A 16,856-nucleotide genomic window follows, 5' to 3' on the forward strand; every position below is an offset into this window, starting at 1 on the left:
GTACTGGCGCTGGTTCAGCGCGGCGCTCACCGGCGATTTCGGCACTTCGCTATCGATGCGCGCGCCGGTCGGTCCCTTCGTGCTGGCAAGCCTTGGCCGCTCGGCAGCGCTTGCCGGCATCATCCTTTTGTTTCTGGTGCCACTGGGCGTCGGCGCGGGCATTGTCGCCGGCCTCAACCAGGGTCGGCTTGTCGATCGGCTGATCGTTCTTGCCGGCGTCTCGTTTGGTATCGTGCCCGATTTCGTGTCGGGCCTGCTCCTGCTCCTGGTCTTCGGCCTGTGGCTGAATTGGCTGCCGATCACCGGCGCGGCGCCCGAAGGAGCGGGCCTTTGGACGAGCGGCTGCTACCTCATCCTGCCGGCACTGCCGCTGGTGCTCAACCTTGCCGGCTATCTGGCGCGCATGACGCGGGCCGGTGTGATCGAGGCGCTGGCCGCCGACTATACGCGCACCGCGACACTCAAAGGCCTGAATCGCTGGCAGGTCATCCTCCGCCACGTGCTGCCCAACGCGCTGACGCCGACGATCGCGGTGCTTGCGACCCAGAGCGGCTACATGCTCGGCGGACTGGTGGTGATCGAAGCGCTGTTCGGCATCCAGGGCCTGGGCAACCTGGTGCTCAATGCCGCCAAGGCGCGCGATTTCCCGATGCTCGAGGCCGGCGTCCTCGTCATGGCGACGATCTTCGTCTTGTCCGCCGCGATGGGCGATCTCGTTCAGGCGCTGCTCGACCCGCGGCAGCGGCGGCGGGCGTCGCCATGATGGACCTTTTGGAATTCCCGGCACCTTCGCACGCGCACGGTGTCTTGCGGGTCGCTGGCAGGCTGGGCCGCGCCGTTCGCGGTCTTCCTGCGTCCGTCATCATCGGATCGCTCATCCTGATCTTCTGGATCGGCTGCGCCCTGTTCGGCGACCGGCTGGTTCCGTATGATCCCTATGCTGAGGATTTTCTCGCCACGCTGGCGCCGCCGGACGCCGCGCACTGGTTCGGCACCGATCATCTCGGCCGCGATGTGCTGTCCCGGATCATCGTCGGATCGCGCGATATCCTGCTGGTGGCGCCGCTCGCGACATTGGGCGGTGTCGCCGCCGGCACCGTCATCGGCTTGGTGCTCGGCTATTTCGATGGCCTGGTCGACGCGATAGGCGCGAGGCTGCTCGACACGCTGATGGCCTTTCCCTTCATCGTGCTCGTCACCATGACGCTGGTGGCGCTTGGGCCCTCGAACCTCACGGTCATCCTGGTGATCGCCATTGCCTACGCGCCGCTGGTGGCCAGGACCGTGCGCGCTGCCGTGCGCGAGCAGAAGGAACGCGAATATGTCAGCGCCGCCCGCCTCGGCGGCGAGAATGCCTTCGCCATCATGGTGCTGGAGGTCCTGCCCAACATCAGGGAGACGATCCTGATCGAGCTCGTCACGCGGCTAGGCTACGCTTTCTTCTCGATCGCGACGCTGAGCTTTCTCGGCCTTGGCATCCAGCCGCCCTCGGCCGATTGGGGCCTGGCGGTCGCCGAAGGCTACGGCTTCCTCACCGGCGGCAAATGGTGGGTGGTGGTCTTCAACTCGGGCGCAATCGTCTCGCTGGTGATGGCCACCAACCTGATCGCTCAAGGCGTCGACGCCTTCGAGAACAATCGGCACTGACGTCGGTTTCTGCGTCGGTCGATCGGCGCGGAGCCGTGCCCAGGCTGGAAAATGCCTGGACACGAACCCTGCGCACCGATTGCTTCTATTGCATTGCTTTGCGGAGCCGCTCCACGCAGATCGAGCGGAGCAAAATAGCGGCATCGGCATAGGTTGTCGGCTTTTCACCGTTACCGATTGATGCACCGCCCATCAGCGCCGAGACGTCACTTTGAACGCGCCACGGAAGAATGTCGGTGCAGGTGCGCATCCGACCGAAGACGGAACTGATCGGCACCAGCCGGCCCTCGAATTCCACTTGAGGCTCGTCCGCCCCCGGCGCCCAGTCCTGATAGGCCTCCAGCGCCTCGTCGAATGCTCCATGCAGCATGACGGGCGCGTGTCCTTCGTGCAGCGCAGGCAGTTGGCGTGTGGTCATAAGGTCTCCTCCTCGAAGCGGCAGCCCCACACCTCATTGTGATATTGCGTGCGATCGGGGTCAAAGTCTATAAGTTTTATAGAATTAACAAAAATTCGCCTCTGCGGTCGCGTCCGCGATACGCGAATTCTTCCCGCCCTGTCTGAAAAGGTCGGCATTTTCTTTGTTTCGCATGGTGGCGGTGCAAGGCTTTCGTCCTCAGAGAAAGAGGATCGAAATGAGCAAGGCCGCCGACGCGAGAACAATCCCGGTGCTGGACTTTTCCGGCTACAATTCCGATCCGGACTCCCGCAGGCGATTTCTCGAAGAGTTGCGGCGCGCGGCGCGCGATGTGGGGTTCTTCTATCTCTCCGGCCATGGAATTCCGCAGTCATTGATCGATGACGTGCTGGGTGCCTCGCGCCGCTTCTTTGCTTTGCCGGACGAAGATAAGCTCGAGATCGAAATGGTCAACTCGCCGCATTTCCGCGGTTACAACCGAGTCGGCCAGGAACTGACGAGGGGGCAGAGGGACTGGCGTGAGCAGGTCGACATCGGCTCGGAAGCGCCAGCGCTAACCCGCGATCCGGGACAGCCAGCGTGGCGGCGACTTCAGGGGCCGAACCAGTGGCCGAGCGCACTGCCGGAATTGAAGCCGTTGCTGCTTGAGTGGCAGGAGCGCCTGACAGAACTTTCGACCCGCTTGCTACAAGCATTCGCCGTCATCCTCGAACAGGATGAGGACGCCTTTGAGACCATCTACGCCGGCACGCCAAACCATCTCATCAAGGTCATTCGTTACCCAGGGCGCGATTCCACGGAGAGCGAACAGGGCGTCGGCGCGCATAAGGATAGCGGTTTCCTGACGCTTCTTCTCCAGGAGCGGCAGAAGGGACTGCAGGTCGAGGACGCGGACGGCAGTTGGATCGACGCGGAGCCGCGCGCGGGAACTTTCGTGGTCAATATCGGCGAGCTCCTCGAGATGGCGACCGACGGCTATCTCAAGGCGACGGTCCACCGGGTGGTGACGCCGCCGGCCGGCACGGACCGGCTGTCCGTCGCCTTCTTCCTGGGCGCGCCGTTCGATGCGGAGATTCCGCTTCTGGAACTCTCCCCGCATTTGAAGGCGCAGGCGAATGGCGTCACCCGCGATCCGCAGAATCCGCTCTATCGCAACTCCGGACAGAACGCGCTGAAAAGCCGGCTGCGCTCGCATCCCGACGTGGCGCGGCGCCACCATGCCGACCTGCTCGCCGCCCAGGCCCGGGCCGAAGTCGCACCGTTTGCCTGACCGCTGAAATCAAACAGGAGTAAAGTCCCATGACGCTGGAAAATCTATCCCCTGAGACGCTTGCCCTCCATGGCGGCTCCTGGCGCGCCGACCCCGCAAGCGGTGCCGTAGCGGTGCCGATCTACCAAACGACGTCCTATCAGTTCCAGGACACGGCCCACGCCGATCGCCTGTTCGCGCTGGACGAGATCGGGCATATCTACACCCGCGTTTCCAACCCGACGCAGGATGCGCTGGAAACCCGCATCGCGGCTCTCGAAGGCGGAGCAGCGGCGCTTCTGCTGTCCTCCGGTCAGGCGGCTTCGGCCTATTCGGTGCTGAATCTCGCCGGCGCCGGCGACAACATCGTCTCCTCGACCGATCTCTATGGCGGCACCTGGGCGCTGTTTGCCGCGACGCTCAAGCATCTCGGCGTCGAAGTGCGCTTTGTCGATCCGGCCGATCCGGAGAATTTCCGGCGGGCGACCGACGCGCGCACCCGCGCCTATTACGCCGAATCCTTGCCCAACCCGAAGCTGCAGGTGTTCCCGATCAAGGAGGTCGCCGATATCGGCCGCTCGCTGGGCGTGCCGCTGATCGTCGACAACACGGCCGCGCCGCTCAGCATCCGGCCTTTCGACCACGGCGCCGCGGTCGTCGTCTATTCGGCGACCAAATATATCGGCGGCCACGGCACCTCGATCGGCGGCATCGTCATCGACGGCGGCAATTTCCCGTGGGAAGAGCATGCCGAGCGCTTCCCGACGCTCAATCAGCCTGATCCGAGCTATCACGGCAAGGTCTGGGTCGAGGCGGCCAAGCCGCTCGGGCCGGTGGCTTACGTGCTGCGCATCCGCACGGTTTTGCTGCGAGACGTCGGCGCCGCGATCAGCCCGTTCAACGCCTTCCAATTGCTGCAGGGTCTCGAGACGCTGCCGTTGCGCATCCGCCAGCACAATGAGAACGCCATCAAGGTGGCGGAATATCTGCGCGGTCATCCGAAGATCGCGGACGTCATCTTTCCGAAATATCAGACCGGCGAGAACAAGCGCCGCGCCGATGCCTATTTGCGGTCGGGCAGCTATGGCGCGCTGGTCGGTTTCGAGTTGAAGGACGGGCGCGAAGCCGGCCGCTCCTTCATCAATGGGCTGAAGCTGCTTTACCACGTGGCCAACATCGGCGACGCGCGCTCGCTCGCCATTCATCCGTCGACCACCACCCATTCGCAGCTCTCGTCAGAGGAGCAACTCGCGACCGGGGTCACGCCCGGTTACGTGCGGCTTTCCATCGGCATCGAGCATCCCGACGACATCATCCGCGATCTCGAACAGGCGCTCGACCAGGTCGCCGGCGACCGCGAGCTGAAGGCTGCATGAGGCATCCGCCGGCAACTGTCGGCTTCAAATCCAAAAGGAGAGGGCAATGGGTTCCAGCAACGACATTAAAAGCTCGAAAATCTCGCGGCGCGGGATGCTGAAGACGGCCGGGGCGCTCGGCGTCGGCGCCGCCGCTGCCGGTCTGCTCGCCAGGCCGACCAGTTACGCTATCGCTGGCAACCCGCCAAAGGTCAGGCTGTCGTGGACCGAGTTCGCCGCCTGCCATTCGCCGATCGCGTTTGCGCTTTCAAAGGGCATCTACGCCAAGCACGATCTCGACATCGATCTCTACTACCAGGGTGCCAGCGGGCTGACGCTGATCCAATCGATCGCCACCAACAAGACCGACGCCGGCGCCGGCCTGCTTTACGACTGGATCAAGCCGCTCGAGCAGGGGCTGGACGTAAAACTCTTCGCCGGCTCGCATGGCGGTTGCACCAGGCTGCTGGCCTCCAAGGCGTCCGCCGTCAAGAAGCTGGAAGACCTGAAGGGCAAGACGATCGTTTCCTACGACGTGGCGAGCCCGCCAAAGCACTCCTTCCAGGTGGCGCTGGCCAAGGCCGGCCTCGATCCGAACAACGACGTCAACTGGACAAACGTGCCGTTCGATCTCGTCGGCGAGACCGTCGGCAAGGGCCAGGCGGATGCGCTCGCCCATCTCGATCCATGGGCCTATGCGCAGAAGAAGAAATTTGACCTGGTCGAGGTCGCGAACACCCAGACCGGTGCCTTCGAGGGCACGGTCTGCTGCGTGCTCGGCGTCAATTCCGCCTTCCTCGACGCCAACAAGGACGCCATCCGGCGCCTCGCCGAGGCTGATATCGAAATCCACGAATACGCCTCGCAGCATCCGGACGAGGTGGCGAAGTGGTTCGTCGACAATCTCAATCCCGGCTTCCCGGTCGAGGACATCCACGATGAGATCGCGTCTTGGGCTTTGCACACTCACCCGGTCGGCAAGGATCTGGAGGCGCAGGTCAAACGCTCCGCCGAGGATCTGGCACTGATCAAGGTGCTTGACCCGACCACTGTGCCGTCGGAACTCGCCTCGCGCGTCACGGTCGATATCCTGGCTTAGGCGCAGCGCATGAGTGCGGCAGCCGACAAGCATGAGGACGGCACGACGCTGGCTTCCGTGCTTGGCGGCGCCATCTGGAAGCACGGATTGATCGCGGCGGCCGCCTGGATCGGCGCCGCGATCGTCACCATGGCGCTACCCGACGTCGTCCCGTGGGGTAGCCGCAACCTGTTCGGAGGTCTCCTGCTGGCCGGCGCCGCGGTTTTCGCGGTTCTGGTTTTCACGGCCGACCGACTTGGCAGGCTTGGGGGGTGGCTGATCCATTACGGCCCCTGGTTCATCGCGCTCGGTGTCTGGTTCGGGCTTTGGGAACTGACGACTGCGAAGCTCGGCTGGTTGCCGAAGCCGTTCTTTTCGCCGCCGCACGGACTGCTGCATGTCTATATCGTCGACTGGCAGCGCCTGCTGATCTGCATCGCCTACACGGCGCGGCTTTGGTCGATCGGATTCGGCAGCGGCATCGTTGTCGGCTTCGTCGGCGGTGTCGCGCTCGGCTGGTCGAAGACGTTTTCCTACTGGGGCATGCCGGTGCTCAAGCTGATCGGGCCCGTGCCGGCAAGCGCCTGGATACCGGCCACCTTCTTCCTGTTCCCCACCACCTTTCAGGCAAGCATCTTCCTGGTCGCGCTGGCCTCGGGCATCCCGGTCGCGATCCTGACCGCGTCAGGGGTCAACAGCGTAAACCGTGCGTACTACGATGTTGCGCGGACGCTTGGAGCCGACAGCCGCTTTCTGGTGCTGCGCGTCGCGATCCCGGCGGCGCTGCCCAATGTTTTCGTCGGGCTGTTCATGGGGCTCTACTATTCCTTCGCCGTCCTGGTGGTGGCCGAGATGCTCGGCGCCAAATACGGACTCGGCTGGTACCTCCAGTTTCAGACCGCCTATTCGGCCTACGCCAACGTCTATGCCGCGCTCATCATCATGGCGCTGATCTGCTCGGGCCTCGTCAAGCTTCTGTTCGTCGCCCGCGACCGGCTGCTCTCCTGGCAAAGAGGAGTGGTGCAATGGTAGCGGCAGTGGCAGCGGCCGCGCAGAATGACCGCGGTCTGCGGGCAGCCATCGATTTCCACGGCGTTTCCCATCGCTACGAGCTCGAGGGCCAGGCGCTTCCGGTGCTCCATGATGTAAACCTTGCGGTTAACCCAGGCGAGTTCGTCGCGTTGGTTGGCCCCTCCGGTTGCGGGAAATCGACTTTGCTGCGCCTGGCCGCAGGACTCGATCAGCCCTCGCGCGGCGCGGTGCTGACGCAAGGCGCGCCGGTTCAGAAGCCGGACCCGTCGCGCGTGCTTGTTTTTCAGGATCCGACGCTGTTTCCCTGGCGCACGGTTCGCGACAATGTCGCGCTCGGTCCTCAAGCCCAGGGCACCCTGGCGGCGAGCAGCGCTCGGATTGACGACGCCCTGAAACTGGTCAAGCTCGAGGGCTTCGCCGGCGCATATCCGCATCAACTTTCAGGCGGCATGGGGCAGCGCGCGGCGCTGGCGCGTGCCTTGGTCAACAATCCGCGAGTGCTCCTGCTCGACGAACCGTTGGGTCGCCTGGATTCCCTGACGCGGCTTTCCATGCAGCAGGAGCTGCTCTCGCTCTGGCGGCAAGCGGGCTACGCGGTCATCCTTGTCACGCATGACGTTGAGGAGGCTTTGCTGCTGTCGCAACGCGTGGTCGTTCTCTCAGAGCGCCCAGCCAGCATCAAGGCTGTTGTCGAGGTCGACCTGCCATATCCCCGGCATCGCGATGACAGCCGTATCGTGAAATTGCGGCAGCAGGTGCTCGAAACCTTGGGATTTGGCGGATGACAGCGCCGCGTCTCAATGGGCGAGCCCGCATCACATGGTGGCTGGAGATCGCCAGCATATTGCTGATCGCCATCGCCGTTCTCTGGTGGGCGATCGTCTATGCCCAGGTGATGCGGAATGCCAATTTCCCGGTTGAGCGAACGCTGCCTTGTCTCCTCTACACTTCGGACCGCTGCTCGCTGGCGATGGCGCTGTGCAGCAATTGGCATTTCCTTGGAATACGACGCTATTCCGAAATGCTGCTATGGGCGGGTGCAATCCTTTCTGCGCTGGCGCTCCTATCCAGTTATCTGCCGCGGGATACCAAACCGACACAGGACCAGGCTTAAATTAAGGTCCGTCGGATTTGGGCCTGTGCCTCGAATCCGGCTCGGGCTATTGCTCTCAAGGTTTCATAAGAAATTTCAGCCAGCGGCAGAGATTTGGAATTGTTTTCGTCGCAGGCTGATGAAAAACAAGCGAGAAAGGAACTGTTCAGCGATTTCCTCCCAAGCCGCTGGACTGTGTTCCCTCTGAAGGTTTGACCCTTCTTTTTGCCGGGCCGTATTCGAGCTCGGCCTTTTCTTGTTGAAAATCAGCACTGTATGATTTTGACGGTCTGCGGGTCGGCCTTTCAGTGCTGAAACCAAGAAAAAACCAGCTAGATCAATTGTCTAGTTGAGTCGAAAATTATCGAGTGGGGGTGAGGGGGAGTAAGAAAAGGTGGGTCTGGGACGGTCAGGGATAGCATCGCGAGGTGGGATCAATCGATCGTCGTTGATAGTCCCCGAAGGGGGCCATAAAGCGCGATGACCCGGATCGGGCTTGGATTTCGCGTCGTTCGTGGCGGGAGCGTGGTCGTCGGCGTCTCTGCTGATGAGCGCGAGCCGCGCGTCGTATTGTCGACATTTCTCGCAACGGCCAGCGAGGGCGACCGCCTCTCGCTTGAGCCGTATCATGTTGCCGCTGAGATGGTGCGTAGCGCCGATGGCGGGGGTTTGGCCGCCGCGGCCACTGCCGTCGCCAAGGGCTGCAAGCGACAGGAGCAGCTTGCGGCGGAGGGGCTGAACGATATTGTCAACAAGCTGCAGAACCGGGGATACGAGCCGGTCGTGGCGGCACTGCTTGCAAATCGCGCCGGTTGGGTCACTGACCTTCTGGCGTATAGCTTGGCCTTTCCGGATCATCCGCCGGTCGCAGAAGGGCTCGCCCTTCGGGAGGTGCTTCGGTCTGCTATCGGGCGAGCCGGTATTGAGCTTGTCGAACTGGACGAGAAATCGCTTCCTGACCTCGCGACAAAGAGGCTCGACGTAGCGCCGGCAGAGGTCGAAGCGCGCATGAGGGCGTTGGGCGCGACCGTCGGGCGGCCATGGCGGAAAGAGCAAAAGCTTGCCTGCCTATCCGCGTGGGTTACGGTTACAGGGAGGAATTGATGCCCAGATTAAGCCAGATTTGGTCGAGACCCGGTCTGCCGGAATTCGAGACGGTGCTGGCGGCAGAGAGTGACAGTGTTTTTGGCTTGAGATGAAATCGCGGCCATCGCCTGCGGCTCACCCTTGAGAGGTGGAAGCGCACGCCAGTCGGTGCTCTGCGCGCGGCGCGCCTCGAATGGTGGTGGCGGAGAACTTACCAAGCGGAACTCCGTCAAATGAGCCGAGCGACAGCCTCCTCTGCGGCTAAGTCAATGACGGTGATGCCGCTTGACGCGAGGAAGCAGCGCTCGTTCTTGGTGAGCGTTGCCGCATCGAGCACGGCAAAATGCGGTCCTTTGGAGCGCTTGATGATCTGCCGGGCATAGGTGCGCAGCATCTGGTCGTCGAAGCGGCAGCCGATGAAGAGGAAGCCGCGGCTTGTCCGCCGCTCCTTCACAACGTCGGGGATCGGCGTCTGTATGTCGATCTCGGTCAGCACCTCGACATAGTCGGAATCGGCGACGAGGAAGTTTGCCGCCGGCCGGACGCCGCCATGCGGCGTGTAAAGGATGGTCCGTGCTGTCGAGCCCGCTTCGAGTTCGCCGCCGGCCGGATCATAGGTCTTCGTCCAGATGTCGCGGGTTTCGCCCGCCCGCGAGACGCCCTGGATTTCAACAGCGTCCGTTCGACCCGTCTCGGCGAGAGCCGCGCGCATGGCACCGTCGTACCAACTGTCGACGATGAGGGAGAGCGGCAACGTGGCGAGCCACTTGTGGAAACCAGTTGGCACGACCGGCGCGGCGAAGATTTCGGCCATCCATGCCTGGAGCGTGCGGCGGTGGCGGCGCTGCTCGATGAACTGGGCGACCGACCACATATTGGTGCGGATCTTCGACGGCGCAGGCGCCTTCGTGTTCAGCGCGGCGGCGACGGCCTCTGGCGTGTCGGGCACCGGCGGTTCCGCTCCGTCCAGCCGAAGCAGGCCGGGACCCAGATAGGGGACGACCTCATCGGCGGAGAGCGCTTCCTTCAACCAGGCAAGTCGCTTTTCGGCATCGCCGCCCCGGACGATGAAAAGATGATCTGACGTCAGGATCGCGTTCATGGTCAGTCCTCGTCGGAAATTTTCTTGGCTTCGACTGTGATCGGGAGGCGCGTGTCGCCCGGCAGGTCGGGCAGGACGAGACGCCAGCCGTTCTTCAGCGTCACGGAGCCGCCCCACAGGCCTTCATTCTCGACCTCGACGATCGGCTCTTCGAGGTCCTTCTTTGGCACGTAGGCCGACAGGCCGGAGCCGGTCCGGCGGATCATGACTTTCATCGGGCGGTTCCTTCATTGAGGCTGGCGGCGGTTTCGGCTGCGCCGGCAGGTGTAGCCTTGTCGAGGCTCAGGAGCTCGCGCGCGCGCATGCCGACGACGGTGCCGCGACCGACCCATTCGACGGCGTAGATGTAGAACTGCTGGAGGAAGGTGCCGACATCGCGGACATAGCCCTCGTCGCCTTTCCGCACCAGGTTTTCGCCGATCTCCTTGCCGGGATAGGTGCCGTCGTTCTGGACGTGCCGTGTGGCGCGCACGCGCTCGCCCGGCATGAATTGCGGGGGCTTGCGGATTTCGACTTCCTGTTCGCGCCCTAGACCCATGGTTCAGCCCTTTTTTCCCGCGCTTCGGCAAAGCGTTCGCGCGCTACGTTGTGGACCGCCTCGTCATCGTCATCGAGCAGAGGTCCAAGTTCTTCGGGTGCGATCCTTTCCGCGACGGTGAAGCGAACCCTGAAGTCCGGATCGCGAAGCTGACGGTGCGGGCGCCCCGGCGATACTATCGCTCGCCGACTCGTCGATCGTGCTCACCGAAACCACGGCTACCTCTCAACCCTCTTGCGAACGGTCCGTCCAGCAGAAGATCGGCCGCGGGCCGCCAGGCATGCAGGGTTCAAGGCCCTGCCGAGGCGGCCCGCGCCGGGCGTCTGAATCCTCATCGAGCATGATCCGAAAACCGGTTCCCGCCTTTCGCTAACGCGGTCCTTCGGTTCGGGATCATGCCTAGAGGCTTCAGGCGGGGACGCAGGTCTTGGGCACCGGGCAGACGGAGGCGCATTGCTGGGTGTCGAACAAGCCCTCGCATTCGGTGCACTTGTTCGGATCGATAATGTAGGTCTCGCCCTTGAACTTGATCGCGGCGGAAGGACATTCGAACTCGCAGGCACCGCACTGGGTGCATTGGGAGGCAATGATCTTGAAGGCCATTTTTCAACTCCTCGTTTGATGGTTGAGATGAGGCGGCTCAGGCCGTTGCCGCCAGCGGTTCGATCCCGAATTCCCCGGCGTAGAGCGCGCCGATCGCGGTTTCGATATAGTCGTAGCCATATGCGTCGGTCGCCCGGATGCCGGCGGCGGTGAGCTGGTCTTTCGGGCATTCCCCGATCTTGGCGCAGAGCACGACGTCGATGCCTTCGAGCGCGGCGATGACGCCGTCGAGAGTGGCGTCCTCACCCCAGCCGCCGAGGCAGTACTGCTCGACCTTGCGGTGGCCGACGAAGCCGATCCCCTTAGGCGACGCCTCGTAGACCTGGAACTCCCTGGCATGGCCGAAATGCTCGTTGACGCGGCCGCCGCCCTTGGTCGCCACGGCGACGAGCAACGATCCGCCGGACGCGGCCCTCACGGTTTCGACCGCCTCGCCCTTGGCCGCCACGTGGTCGCCGCGCTCGCGGGCGACTACCTCGCGATAGGCCTCGCGCTTGCTGGCGTCATAGATAACCTCGTCGGGAATCTGGTCGAGCGTGAATTCTTGGCCGCGGTCCTCGCCGAGCAGGCCGACCGCATCGGCCCGGCACTGGCGGCAGTGGCGCATCAGCTTGGCGCCGCCTTCGAGCCGGTCCTGCAGCGCCTTCAGCTCCATCGCCTTGGGGCCGCGCTGGCCGGTCAGCCCGTAATGGGTGCCGTGCGCCGGATCGGAAATCAGCGGCATGACGTTGTGCAGGAAGGCGCCGCGCTCCTTGACCCACTTGTTCACCTCGATCAGGTGCTGGTCGTTGACGCCGGGGATCATCACCGAGTTGATCTTGGTGAGGATGCCGCGCGCAGTCAGCATCTCCAGGCCGAGCATCTGCCGCTCGTGCAGAATTTCCGCGGCCTCGACGCCGGTGTAGCGGCGGTGGTTATGGAAGATCCACGGATATATCTTCGCGCCGACCTCCGGGTCGACCATGTTGATGGTGATCGTCACGTGGTCGACGTTCATGTCAGCGAGCTCGTCGACATGCTCGGGCAGCGCCAGACCGTTGGTCGAGATGCAGAGCTTGATGTCAGGGATCTCCTTCGCGACCTGCCCGAAGGTCGCCTTGGTCTTCTTCCAGTCGTAGCAGGCGTCGCCCGGGCCGGCGATGCCAAGCACGGAAAGCTGCGGCACCTCGTTGGCGACGGCAATAACCTTGCGCATCGCCTGGTCGGGGGTCAGCTTCTCCGAGACGACGCCGGGCCGGCTCTCGTTGGCGCAGTCATATTTGCGGTTGCAGTAATTGCACTGGACGTTGCAGGCGGGCGCCACGGCCACATGCATGCGCGCGAAATAGTGGTGGGCCTCTTCCGAATAGCAGGGATGGTCCTTGATCTTCTCCCAGACCGCCGGGTCCATGTCGTCAGGCCTGGCGGAGGAGCCGCAGGACGAGGACGAGCAGCCGCCGGACTTGGCGGTCGCCAGCAACTGGTCGAAGGAGGTGGTGCTGGCCAGGCTTTCCAGCGAGATCATCGGTGCGGACATCGAGCGGCTCCGTTCCCAGGTGAACGTCACGAGTGGTATCGCAAGAGCCGTGCCAAGTCGGAAATGTAAAGAATTTCAAAGTACTAGCGTTTCGTGTCGGATTCCCTGCGCGGGCTCCGACACGGTTTTGTCGGGGTTTCGACATTCGCCTGGGCTTGTCCGTGCCCGCCCGCCTCAGAACTTCTGCACCTCGACACCGTGGCGGCGGAGCGCATAACCCACCTGGCGCGGCGTAAGGCCGAGGATACGGGCGGCCTTGGCCTGGACCCAGCCGGCCCGTTCCATCGCGTCGATCAGGCGGTCGCGTTCGGTCAGCCGGGACCCCATGGCCGGACAGGCGGGGTCGTTCGGATCGCACGCCTTGACGGGTGGTGCCGCACCTTCCGCGGGAGCGGGCACGCGCCTGACCGATGCCGACGATCCGGCCGGCATCACGCGGCCCTGGGCGAGGTCGTCGATGGGGCTCCCCCGTGCGACCGGTCGGCCCCCTTCCACAGGAGCGAGGACAGGCACTGGCTGCTCTTGCATGCGAAATCCGAGGGCGCGATGGTCCTCGATCGGGCCAGGGTCGCCGTGCGGCGCACGCAGTTCTCCAGTTCGCGGACGTTGCCCGGGAAGTAGCACCGGGAGATCAGCTCGAGTGCCGCCGGCGCGAAGGCGAGATCGCGGCGGTTCTCCTTGTTGAAGCGGGAGAGGAAGGCATTGGCGAGACGTGGAATGTCGCTGGGCCGCTCCCTGAGCGGGGGCAGGATGACCGGAACGACGTTGATGCGGTAGTAGAGGTCGGGGCGGAACTCGCCCTTGGCAACGGCAGCCTCGAGGTCCTTGTTGGTGGCGCAGATGAGGCGGACGTCGACCTTCAGCGTTCTCGTTCCGCCGACGCGTTCCAGTTCGCCTTCCTGGAGGACGCGCAGGAGCTTGGCCTGGAAGGCAGGCGAGATCTCGCCGATCTCGTCGAGGAGGAGCGTTCCGCGATCGGCCAGCTCGAAACGACCGGCGCGCTGCGAGACGGCGCCGGTGAAGGCGCCCTTCTCATGCCCAAAGAGCTCCGATTCCAGGACGCTTTCCGGGAGGGCGGCGCAGTTCAGCTTGACGAAGGGCTTGTTCTTGCGCGGCGACAGTTCGTGGATCGCCTGGGCGAAGAGCTCCTTGCCCGTGCCGCTTTCGCCGCGCAGCAGCACCGTCGAATTCGTCTTCGCTACGATCGAGATGGTCTCGAGCACATGCTTGACCGCTGGGCTTTCCCCGACGATGCCATCGATCCTGACATGCGGATGGCGGGCGGGGCCAGCGCGCTCGTCGTCGAGCGACTTTTCCAGCCGACGCGTCTCCTCGATTAGGCGCTGGCGGTCGGAGCTCAGGATCCGGTGGAGGCGGATCGTCTGGCCGACGAGATTGGCGACCATTGTCAGGAAGCGCACATCCTCGTCGTAGCGGAAACTGGTGGCGCCATCCCTGACCCGGTCGATCGAGAGGGTTCCCAGGACCTTGTAGTCGGCCTTCACAGGAACGCCGATGAAGGCGATCGGAAATTCACCGGTAGCAGAGGGCTGCTGGGCGAAGGCCGCGAATAGTTCGGACTTGGCGACGTCCTGGATCACGAGCGGCGTTGCCGTCGCGACGATCTGGTCGATGGCCGCCTGCGGAACCGAGCGGCCGGGATGCGTCATGCCCGCGGTCGCGGAAATCTCCGGGTCGCCGTCGTCGTCGAGGACGACGATCGCGCCGTGGCGCATCTGCAGGAAGGAGGAGAGGATGTTCACGACATTGGCGAGCGTTATCTCGAGCCGGGCAGGCGCGGTCAGCACCTTCGAGATCTCGTAGATCCCGCTCAGTGAAATGTCCGCCTTGCGCATGGCCTTGATCGCCGGTGTCGGCAGGGTGTCCCGGTCTTCTACCTCATCGATCCGTTCGCGCAGCATGTGAGTCATGGAAACATCTCGGATATTGTTCCAAGGGTGTTCCTCCCACGGAATTCTCGTCTTCTAGAGGCTCGATTCCGCCAGCTAAAGTATCCCACATGTCGCCCCCGTTTGTCGCGCTCAATTAAAGTGCATCAAGCGTAATTATTGGGCAATTGTTGATATAATTCTGTAGGTCCGAGTATAGACTGATAGTTCTGGACTATATGGTGGTGTCAGAGTCAACGAATTATGCGGCGTTTGGCCGCAAGCCTGGAATTCACAGCGTCTGTCCGCCGTTTATGGCCAGTTCTTGGCCGGTCACGTAGCTCGCTGCATCGGAGCACAGGAAGTAAGCGACCCTGGCAACTTCCTCGGGCTCGCCGATGCGGCCCATCGGGATCAGCGGCTGCAGCCTTTCCTCGGTTCCTGGCGACAGGATATCGGTGCGGATCTCGCCAGGTGCGATCGCGTTGACGCGGACGCCGTGGCGGGCGAAGTCGGCGGCCATCTCGCGGGTAAGCGCGGCGAGCGCGGCTTTCGATGTGGCGTAGGCGGTGCCGGCGAAGGGATGGACGCGAGAGCCGACGATGGAGGTCACGTTAATGACGGAGCCGCGCGCGGCAGCGAGCTCGTCGAACAGTCCTCGGGCAAGCAGGATCGGCGCCAGGAAGTTGACGTGGAAGACTTCCATCCACGTCTCGATCGGGGTGTCGAGCGACGTCAGCCGCTCCCCGGTGTCTGCCTTCGGCGAGATGCCCGCATTGTTGATCAGCGCATGAAGTGGCCTGCCGCCGAGCCGCACCTTGAGCTCGGCGACCGCGGCCGGCAGGTTCGCACGGTCGGCCAGGTTGATCACCACATGGTCTTCAGGGCCGGATTCCCAGGGACAGCGGACGGCGTCGAAGGGCCGGCGGGAGCAAGTGATGATGCGCCAGCCGGCTTCGGCGAAGAGGCGGACGATGGCATGGCCGATGCCGCGGCTCGCGCCGGTCACGATCATCGTCTTGCGCGCATCGCGATCCGCAGCGAGCGCCGCCCGGTCGGCGTGGAACGGGCAGCCGGCGATATCGCGGGGGATTGCGCCCATGGCGAGTGGCTCCCGGCGACGGTCACGCGACCATCAGCATCTCGCCGCCGATCTGCCGGTTGCAGGCGCACAGGCCTTCCGTCTGCAGGGCGTCGAGCACGCGCAGGGTGTCGTCGGGATTGCGGCCGACATTGAGATTGGTCGCGTAGATGTGCTGGATCACGTTGTCGCCGTCCGCGATGAAGGTGTAGCGGAATGCCACGCCTTCCGGCGAGCGCACGCCGAGCCCGTCGACCAGCGATCCGGTGGTGTCGGCAAACATCCAGATCGGCAGCTTGTCGAGGTCGGGATGGTCGCGCCGCCAGGCGAGCTTGACGAACTCATTGTCGGTGGAGCCGCCCAGCACAACAGCATCGCGGCTCTCGAATTGCTTCGCCAGGCGCGCGAAGGCGGCGATCTCGGTCGGGCAGACGAAGGTGAAATCCTTCGGATAGAAGAAGATGACCTTCCATTTGCCCGGGAAGCTCATCTCGGTCAGTGTCTCGAAGGCGCTCTCGCCGTTCTCCTCGTGCTGGTTGAAGCCCGGTTTCACGCCGGTGATGCTGAATTGCGGAAGCTTGTCACCGATACCGAGCATCGTTTTGTCTCCTATGGTTTTTGGGGGATGATGGTTGGTGCGACAGGCGGTCAGCCGAACTTGAAGAGCACGCCGAAACCGCCGCGCGGATAGTTCCACTCGATCTCGCCCGAGGCTTCGCAGAGCACGCGGCAGGTGCCGCATTCCATGCAGCCGTCGGCGGTGATCTCGACCTGGCCCTTGTCGTTCAGCTCGTAGCACTTGGCCGGGCAGACGCGGGTGAGCGCGATAAGGTTGGGGCTCGGCTTCTCGTGCGGCCGCACCTTGATGTGCGGGCGCCCGGCATCGACCAGGTAGCGGTTCTGGAAGAGCTTGTCCTCGACGCGGAGTTCGGCCACTGCGATCGTCATCTTTCCTTCTCCTTCTCAGCGCCAGGCGAAGGCCAGGCGAACGGCGTCGCTGACCAGGCCCCAGCGCGAGCGCGCCTTGATGAAGGCAGACGTGGTCGCCTTCTCCTTCTCGATCTTCGGCCTGCCGTCGACGCGCATGAAGTTCTGCGCGGCCTGCGACATCAGCTGCGGGTAGGTCATGAAGAAATTGCCGGAATTGGTGTGGAGCAGGGCCGGCATGT

The 16,856-nt window shown here is 63.6% G+C and carries 18 protein-coding genes and 2 pseudogenes; 9 read left to right on the plus strand and 11 right to left on the minus strand.

Annotation, left to right across the window (positions count from 1 at the left end; all coding sequences use genetic code 11):
- A partial coding sequence (locus EOA38_RS09555; protein ID WP_145965941.1) for an ABC transporter permease occupies positions 1-763 on the plus strand: 763 nt, incomplete at its 5' end.
- On the plus strand, positions 760-1,647 hold the full coding sequence (locus EOA38_RS09560; RefSeq protein WP_127299035.1) for an ABC transporter permease: 888 nt from the start codon (positions 760-762) through the stop codon (positions 1,645-1,647). The genes EOA38_RS09555 and EOA38_RS09560, both read left to right, overlap by 4 nt.
- A gap of 85 nt (positions 1,648-1,732) precedes the next feature.
- Here EOA38_RS09560 and EOA38_RS09565 read toward each other — a convergent pair whose 3' ends face one another.
- Positions 1,733-2,065: a hypothetical protein gene (locus tag EOA38_RS09565; RefSeq protein ID WP_127299036.1), complete on the minus strand. Its 333-nt coding sequence runs from the start codon at positions 2,063-2,065 to the stop codon at positions 1,733-1,735.
- A gap of 217 nt (positions 2,066-2,282) precedes the next feature.
- On the opposite strand from EOA38_RS09565, the gene EOA38_RS09570 reads away from it, so the two are divergent.
- The 7 genes from EOA38_RS09570 to EOA38_RS09600 all read left to right on the plus strand — a co-directional run bounded on the left by EOA38_RS09570 (position 2,283) and on the right by EOA38_RS09600 (position 8,976).
- Positions 2,283-3,335, plus strand: a complete 1,053-nt coding sequence (locus EOA38_RS09570) for a 2-oxoglutarate and iron-dependent oxygenase domain-containing protein (RefSeq protein ID WP_127299037.1) — start codon at positions 2,283-2,285, stop codon at positions 3,333-3,335.
- Between the two features lie 29 nt (positions 3,336-3,364).
- Positions 3,365-4,690, plus strand: a complete 1,326-nt coding sequence (locus tag EOA38_RS09575) for a PLP-dependent transferase (RefSeq protein WP_127299038.1) — start codon at positions 3,365-3,367, stop codon at positions 4,688-4,690.
- A 46-nt stretch (positions 4,691-4,736) separates the two neighbouring features.
- Positions 4,737-5,768 (plus strand): ABC transporter substrate-binding protein, encoded by a 1,032-nt coding sequence (locus EOA38_RS09580; RefSeq protein WP_127299039.1) that lies wholly within the window; start codon positions 4,737-4,739, stop codon positions 5,766-5,768.
- A 9-nt stretch (positions 5,769-5,777) separates the two neighbouring features.
- Entirely contained in the window at positions 5,778-6,779 is a 1,002-nt protein-coding gene (locus EOA38_RS09585; protein ID WP_126089889.1) for an ABC transporter permease subunit, read from the plus strand.
- Positions 6,773-7,564, plus strand: coding sequence for an ABC transporter ATP-binding protein (locus EOA38_RS09590; RefSeq protein WP_127299040.1), 792 nt, complete (start codon positions 6,773-6,775; stop codon positions 7,562-7,564). Before EOA38_RS09585 ends, EOA38_RS09590 begins: the two co-directional genes overlap by 7 nt.
- On the plus strand, positions 7,561-7,893 hold the full coding sequence (locus tag EOA38_RS09595) for a hypothetical protein (protein ID WP_126089887.1): 333 nt from the start codon (positions 7,561-7,563) through the stop codon (positions 7,891-7,893). The genes EOA38_RS09590 and EOA38_RS09595 overlap by 4 nt, the downstream gene beginning before the upstream one ends.
- A 459-nt stretch (positions 7,894-8,352) precedes the next feature.
- Positions 8,353-8,976 (plus strand): hypothetical protein, encoded by a 624-nt coding sequence (locus EOA38_RS09600; protein ID WP_126089886.1) that lies wholly within the window; start codon positions 8,353-8,355, stop codon positions 8,974-8,976.
- 211 nt (positions 8,977-9,187) lie between these two features.
- Here the strand turns inward: EOA38_RS09600 and EOA38_RS09605 are convergent, their stop codons facing one another.
- From EOA38_RS09605 to EOA38_RS09650, 10 genes and pseudogenes are all read right to left on the minus strand, one after another.
- Positions 9,188-10,060 (minus strand): SIR2 family protein, encoded by an 873-nt coding sequence (locus EOA38_RS09605; protein ID WP_126089885.1) that lies wholly within the window; start codon positions 10,058-10,060, stop codon positions 9,188-9,190.
- A gap of 2 nt (positions 10,061-10,062) precedes the next feature.
- Entirely contained in the window at positions 10,063-10,275 is a 213-nt protein-coding gene (nifT, locus tag EOA38_RS09610) for a putative nitrogen fixation protein NifT (RefSeq protein ID WP_126089884.1), read from the minus strand.
- Positions 10,272-10,598, minus strand: coding sequence for a nitrogen fixation protein NifZ (locus EOA38_RS09615; protein ID WP_127299041.1), 327 nt, complete (start codon positions 10,596-10,598; stop codon positions 10,272-10,274). The genes nifT and EOA38_RS09615 overlap by 4 nt, the downstream gene beginning before the upstream one ends.
- Before the next feature lie 408 nt (positions 10,599-11,006).
- Positions 11,007-11,201, minus strand: a complete 195-nt coding sequence (locus EOA38_RS09620) for a 4Fe-4S dicluster domain-containing protein (protein WP_127299042.1) — start codon at positions 11,199-11,201, stop codon at positions 11,007-11,009.
- A 37-nt stretch (positions 11,202-11,238) separates the two neighbouring features.
- Positions 11,239-12,717, minus strand: a complete 1,479-nt coding sequence (nifB, locus tag EOA38_RS09625; protein ID WP_127299043.1) for a nitrogenase cofactor biosynthesis protein NifB — start codon at positions 12,715-12,717, stop codon at positions 11,239-11,241.
- Positions 12,718-12,891: 174 nt separating this feature from the next.
- Positions 12,892-14,573 (minus strand): annotated as a pseudogene (gene nifA / locus EOA38_RS09630) (nif-specific transcriptional activator NifA).
- Positions 14,574-14,898: 325 nt separating this feature from the next.
- Positions 14,899-15,708, minus strand: a complete 810-nt coding sequence (locus EOA38_RS09635; protein ID WP_127299044.1) for an SDR family oxidoreductase — start codon at positions 15,706-15,708, stop codon at positions 14,899-14,901.
- 22 nt (positions 15,709-15,730) lie between these two features.
- Positions 15,731-16,285 carry a peroxiredoxin gene (locus tag EOA38_RS09640; protein ID WP_127299045.1) on the minus strand — a complete coding sequence of 185 codons (555 nt, stop codon included), beginning with the start codon at positions 16,283-16,285 and terminating at the stop codon, positions 15,731-15,733.
- A 50-nt stretch (positions 16,286-16,335) separates the two neighbouring features.
- The gene (locus EOA38_RS09645) at positions 16,336-16,635 is read right to left on the minus strand and encodes a ferredoxin family protein (RefSeq protein WP_126089877.1); all 300 of its coding nucleotides are present in this window, start codon (positions 16,633-16,635) and stop codon (positions 16,336-16,338) included.
- Between the two features lie 15 nt (positions 16,636-16,650).
- Positions 16,651-16,856, minus strand: a pseudogene (locus tag EOA38_RS09650) (FAD-dependent oxidoreductase); the annotation flags it as partial.

This window comes from Mesorhizobium sp. M1E.F.Ca.ET.041.01.1.1, from assembly GCF_003997355.1.
GTDB lineage: Bacteria > Pseudomonadota > Alphaproteobacteria > Rhizobiales > Rhizobiaceae > Mesorhizobium.

Excerpts from the sequence above, each read along its gene's own strand:
- EOA38_RS09560 (WP_127299035.1), top strand. The coding sequence starts at position 760 with ATGATGGACCTTTTGGAATTCCCGGCACCTTCGCACGCGCACGGTGTC.
- EOA38_RS09565 (WP_127299036.1), bottom strand. The coding sequence starts at position 2,065 with ATGACCACACGCCAACTGCCTGCGCTGCACGAAGGACACGCGCCCGTC.
- EOA38_RS09570 (WP_127299037.1), top strand. The coding sequence starts at position 2,283 with ATGAGCAAGGCCGCCGACGCGAGAACAATCCCGGTGCTGGACTTTTCC.
- EOA38_RS09575 (WP_127299038.1), top strand. The coding sequence starts at position 3,365 with ATGACGCTGGAAAATCTATCCCCTGAGACGCTTGCCCTCCATGGCGGC.
- EOA38_RS09580 (WP_127299039.1), top strand. The coding sequence starts at position 4,737 with ATGGGTTCCAGCAACGACATTAAAAGCTCGAAAATCTCGCGGCGCGGG.
- EOA38_RS09585 (WP_126089889.1), top strand. The coding sequence starts at position 5,778 with ATGAGTGCGGCAGCCGACAAGCATGAGGACGGCACGACGCTGGCTTCC.
- EOA38_RS09590 (WP_127299040.1), top strand. The coding sequence starts at position 6,773 with ATGGTAGCGGCAGTGGCAGCGGCCGCGCAGAATGACCGCGGTCTGCGG.
- EOA38_RS09595 (WP_126089887.1), top strand. The coding sequence starts at position 7,561 with ATGACAGCGCCGCGTCTCAATGGGCGAGCCCGCATCACATGGTGGCTG.
- EOA38_RS09600 (WP_126089886.1), top strand. The coding sequence starts at position 8,353 with ATGACCCGGATCGGGCTTGGATTTCGCGTCGTTCGTGGCGGGAGCGTG.
- EOA38_RS09605 (WP_126089885.1), bottom strand. The coding sequence starts at position 10,060 with ATGAACGCGATCCTGACGTCAGATCATCTTTTCATCGTCCGGGGCGGC.
- nifT (WP_126089884.1), bottom strand. The coding sequence starts at position 10,275 with ATGAAAGTCATGATCCGCCGGACCGGCTCCGGCCTGTCGGCCTACGTG.
- EOA38_RS09615 (WP_127299041.1), bottom strand. The coding sequence starts at position 10,598 with ATGGGTCTAGGGCGCGAACAGGAAGTCGAAATCCGCAAGCCCCCGCAA.
- EOA38_RS09620 (WP_127299042.1), bottom strand. The coding sequence starts at position 11,201 with ATGGCCTTCAAGATCATTGCCTCCCAATGCACCCAGTGCGGTGCCTGC.
- nifB (WP_127299043.1), bottom strand. The coding sequence starts at position 12,717 with ATGTCCGCACCGATGATCTCGCTGGAAAGCCTGGCCAGCACCACCTCC.
- EOA38_RS09635 (WP_127299044.1), bottom strand. The coding sequence starts at position 15,708 with ATGGGCGCAATCCCCCGCGATATCGCCGGCTGCCCGTTCCACGCCGAC.
- EOA38_RS09640 (WP_127299045.1), bottom strand. The coding sequence starts at position 16,285 with ATGCTCGGTATCGGTGACAAGCTTCCGCAATTCAGCATCACCGGCGTG.
- EOA38_RS09645 (WP_126089877.1), bottom strand. The coding sequence starts at position 16,635 with ATGACGATCGCAGTGGCCGAACTCCGCGTCGAGGACAAGCTCTTCCAG.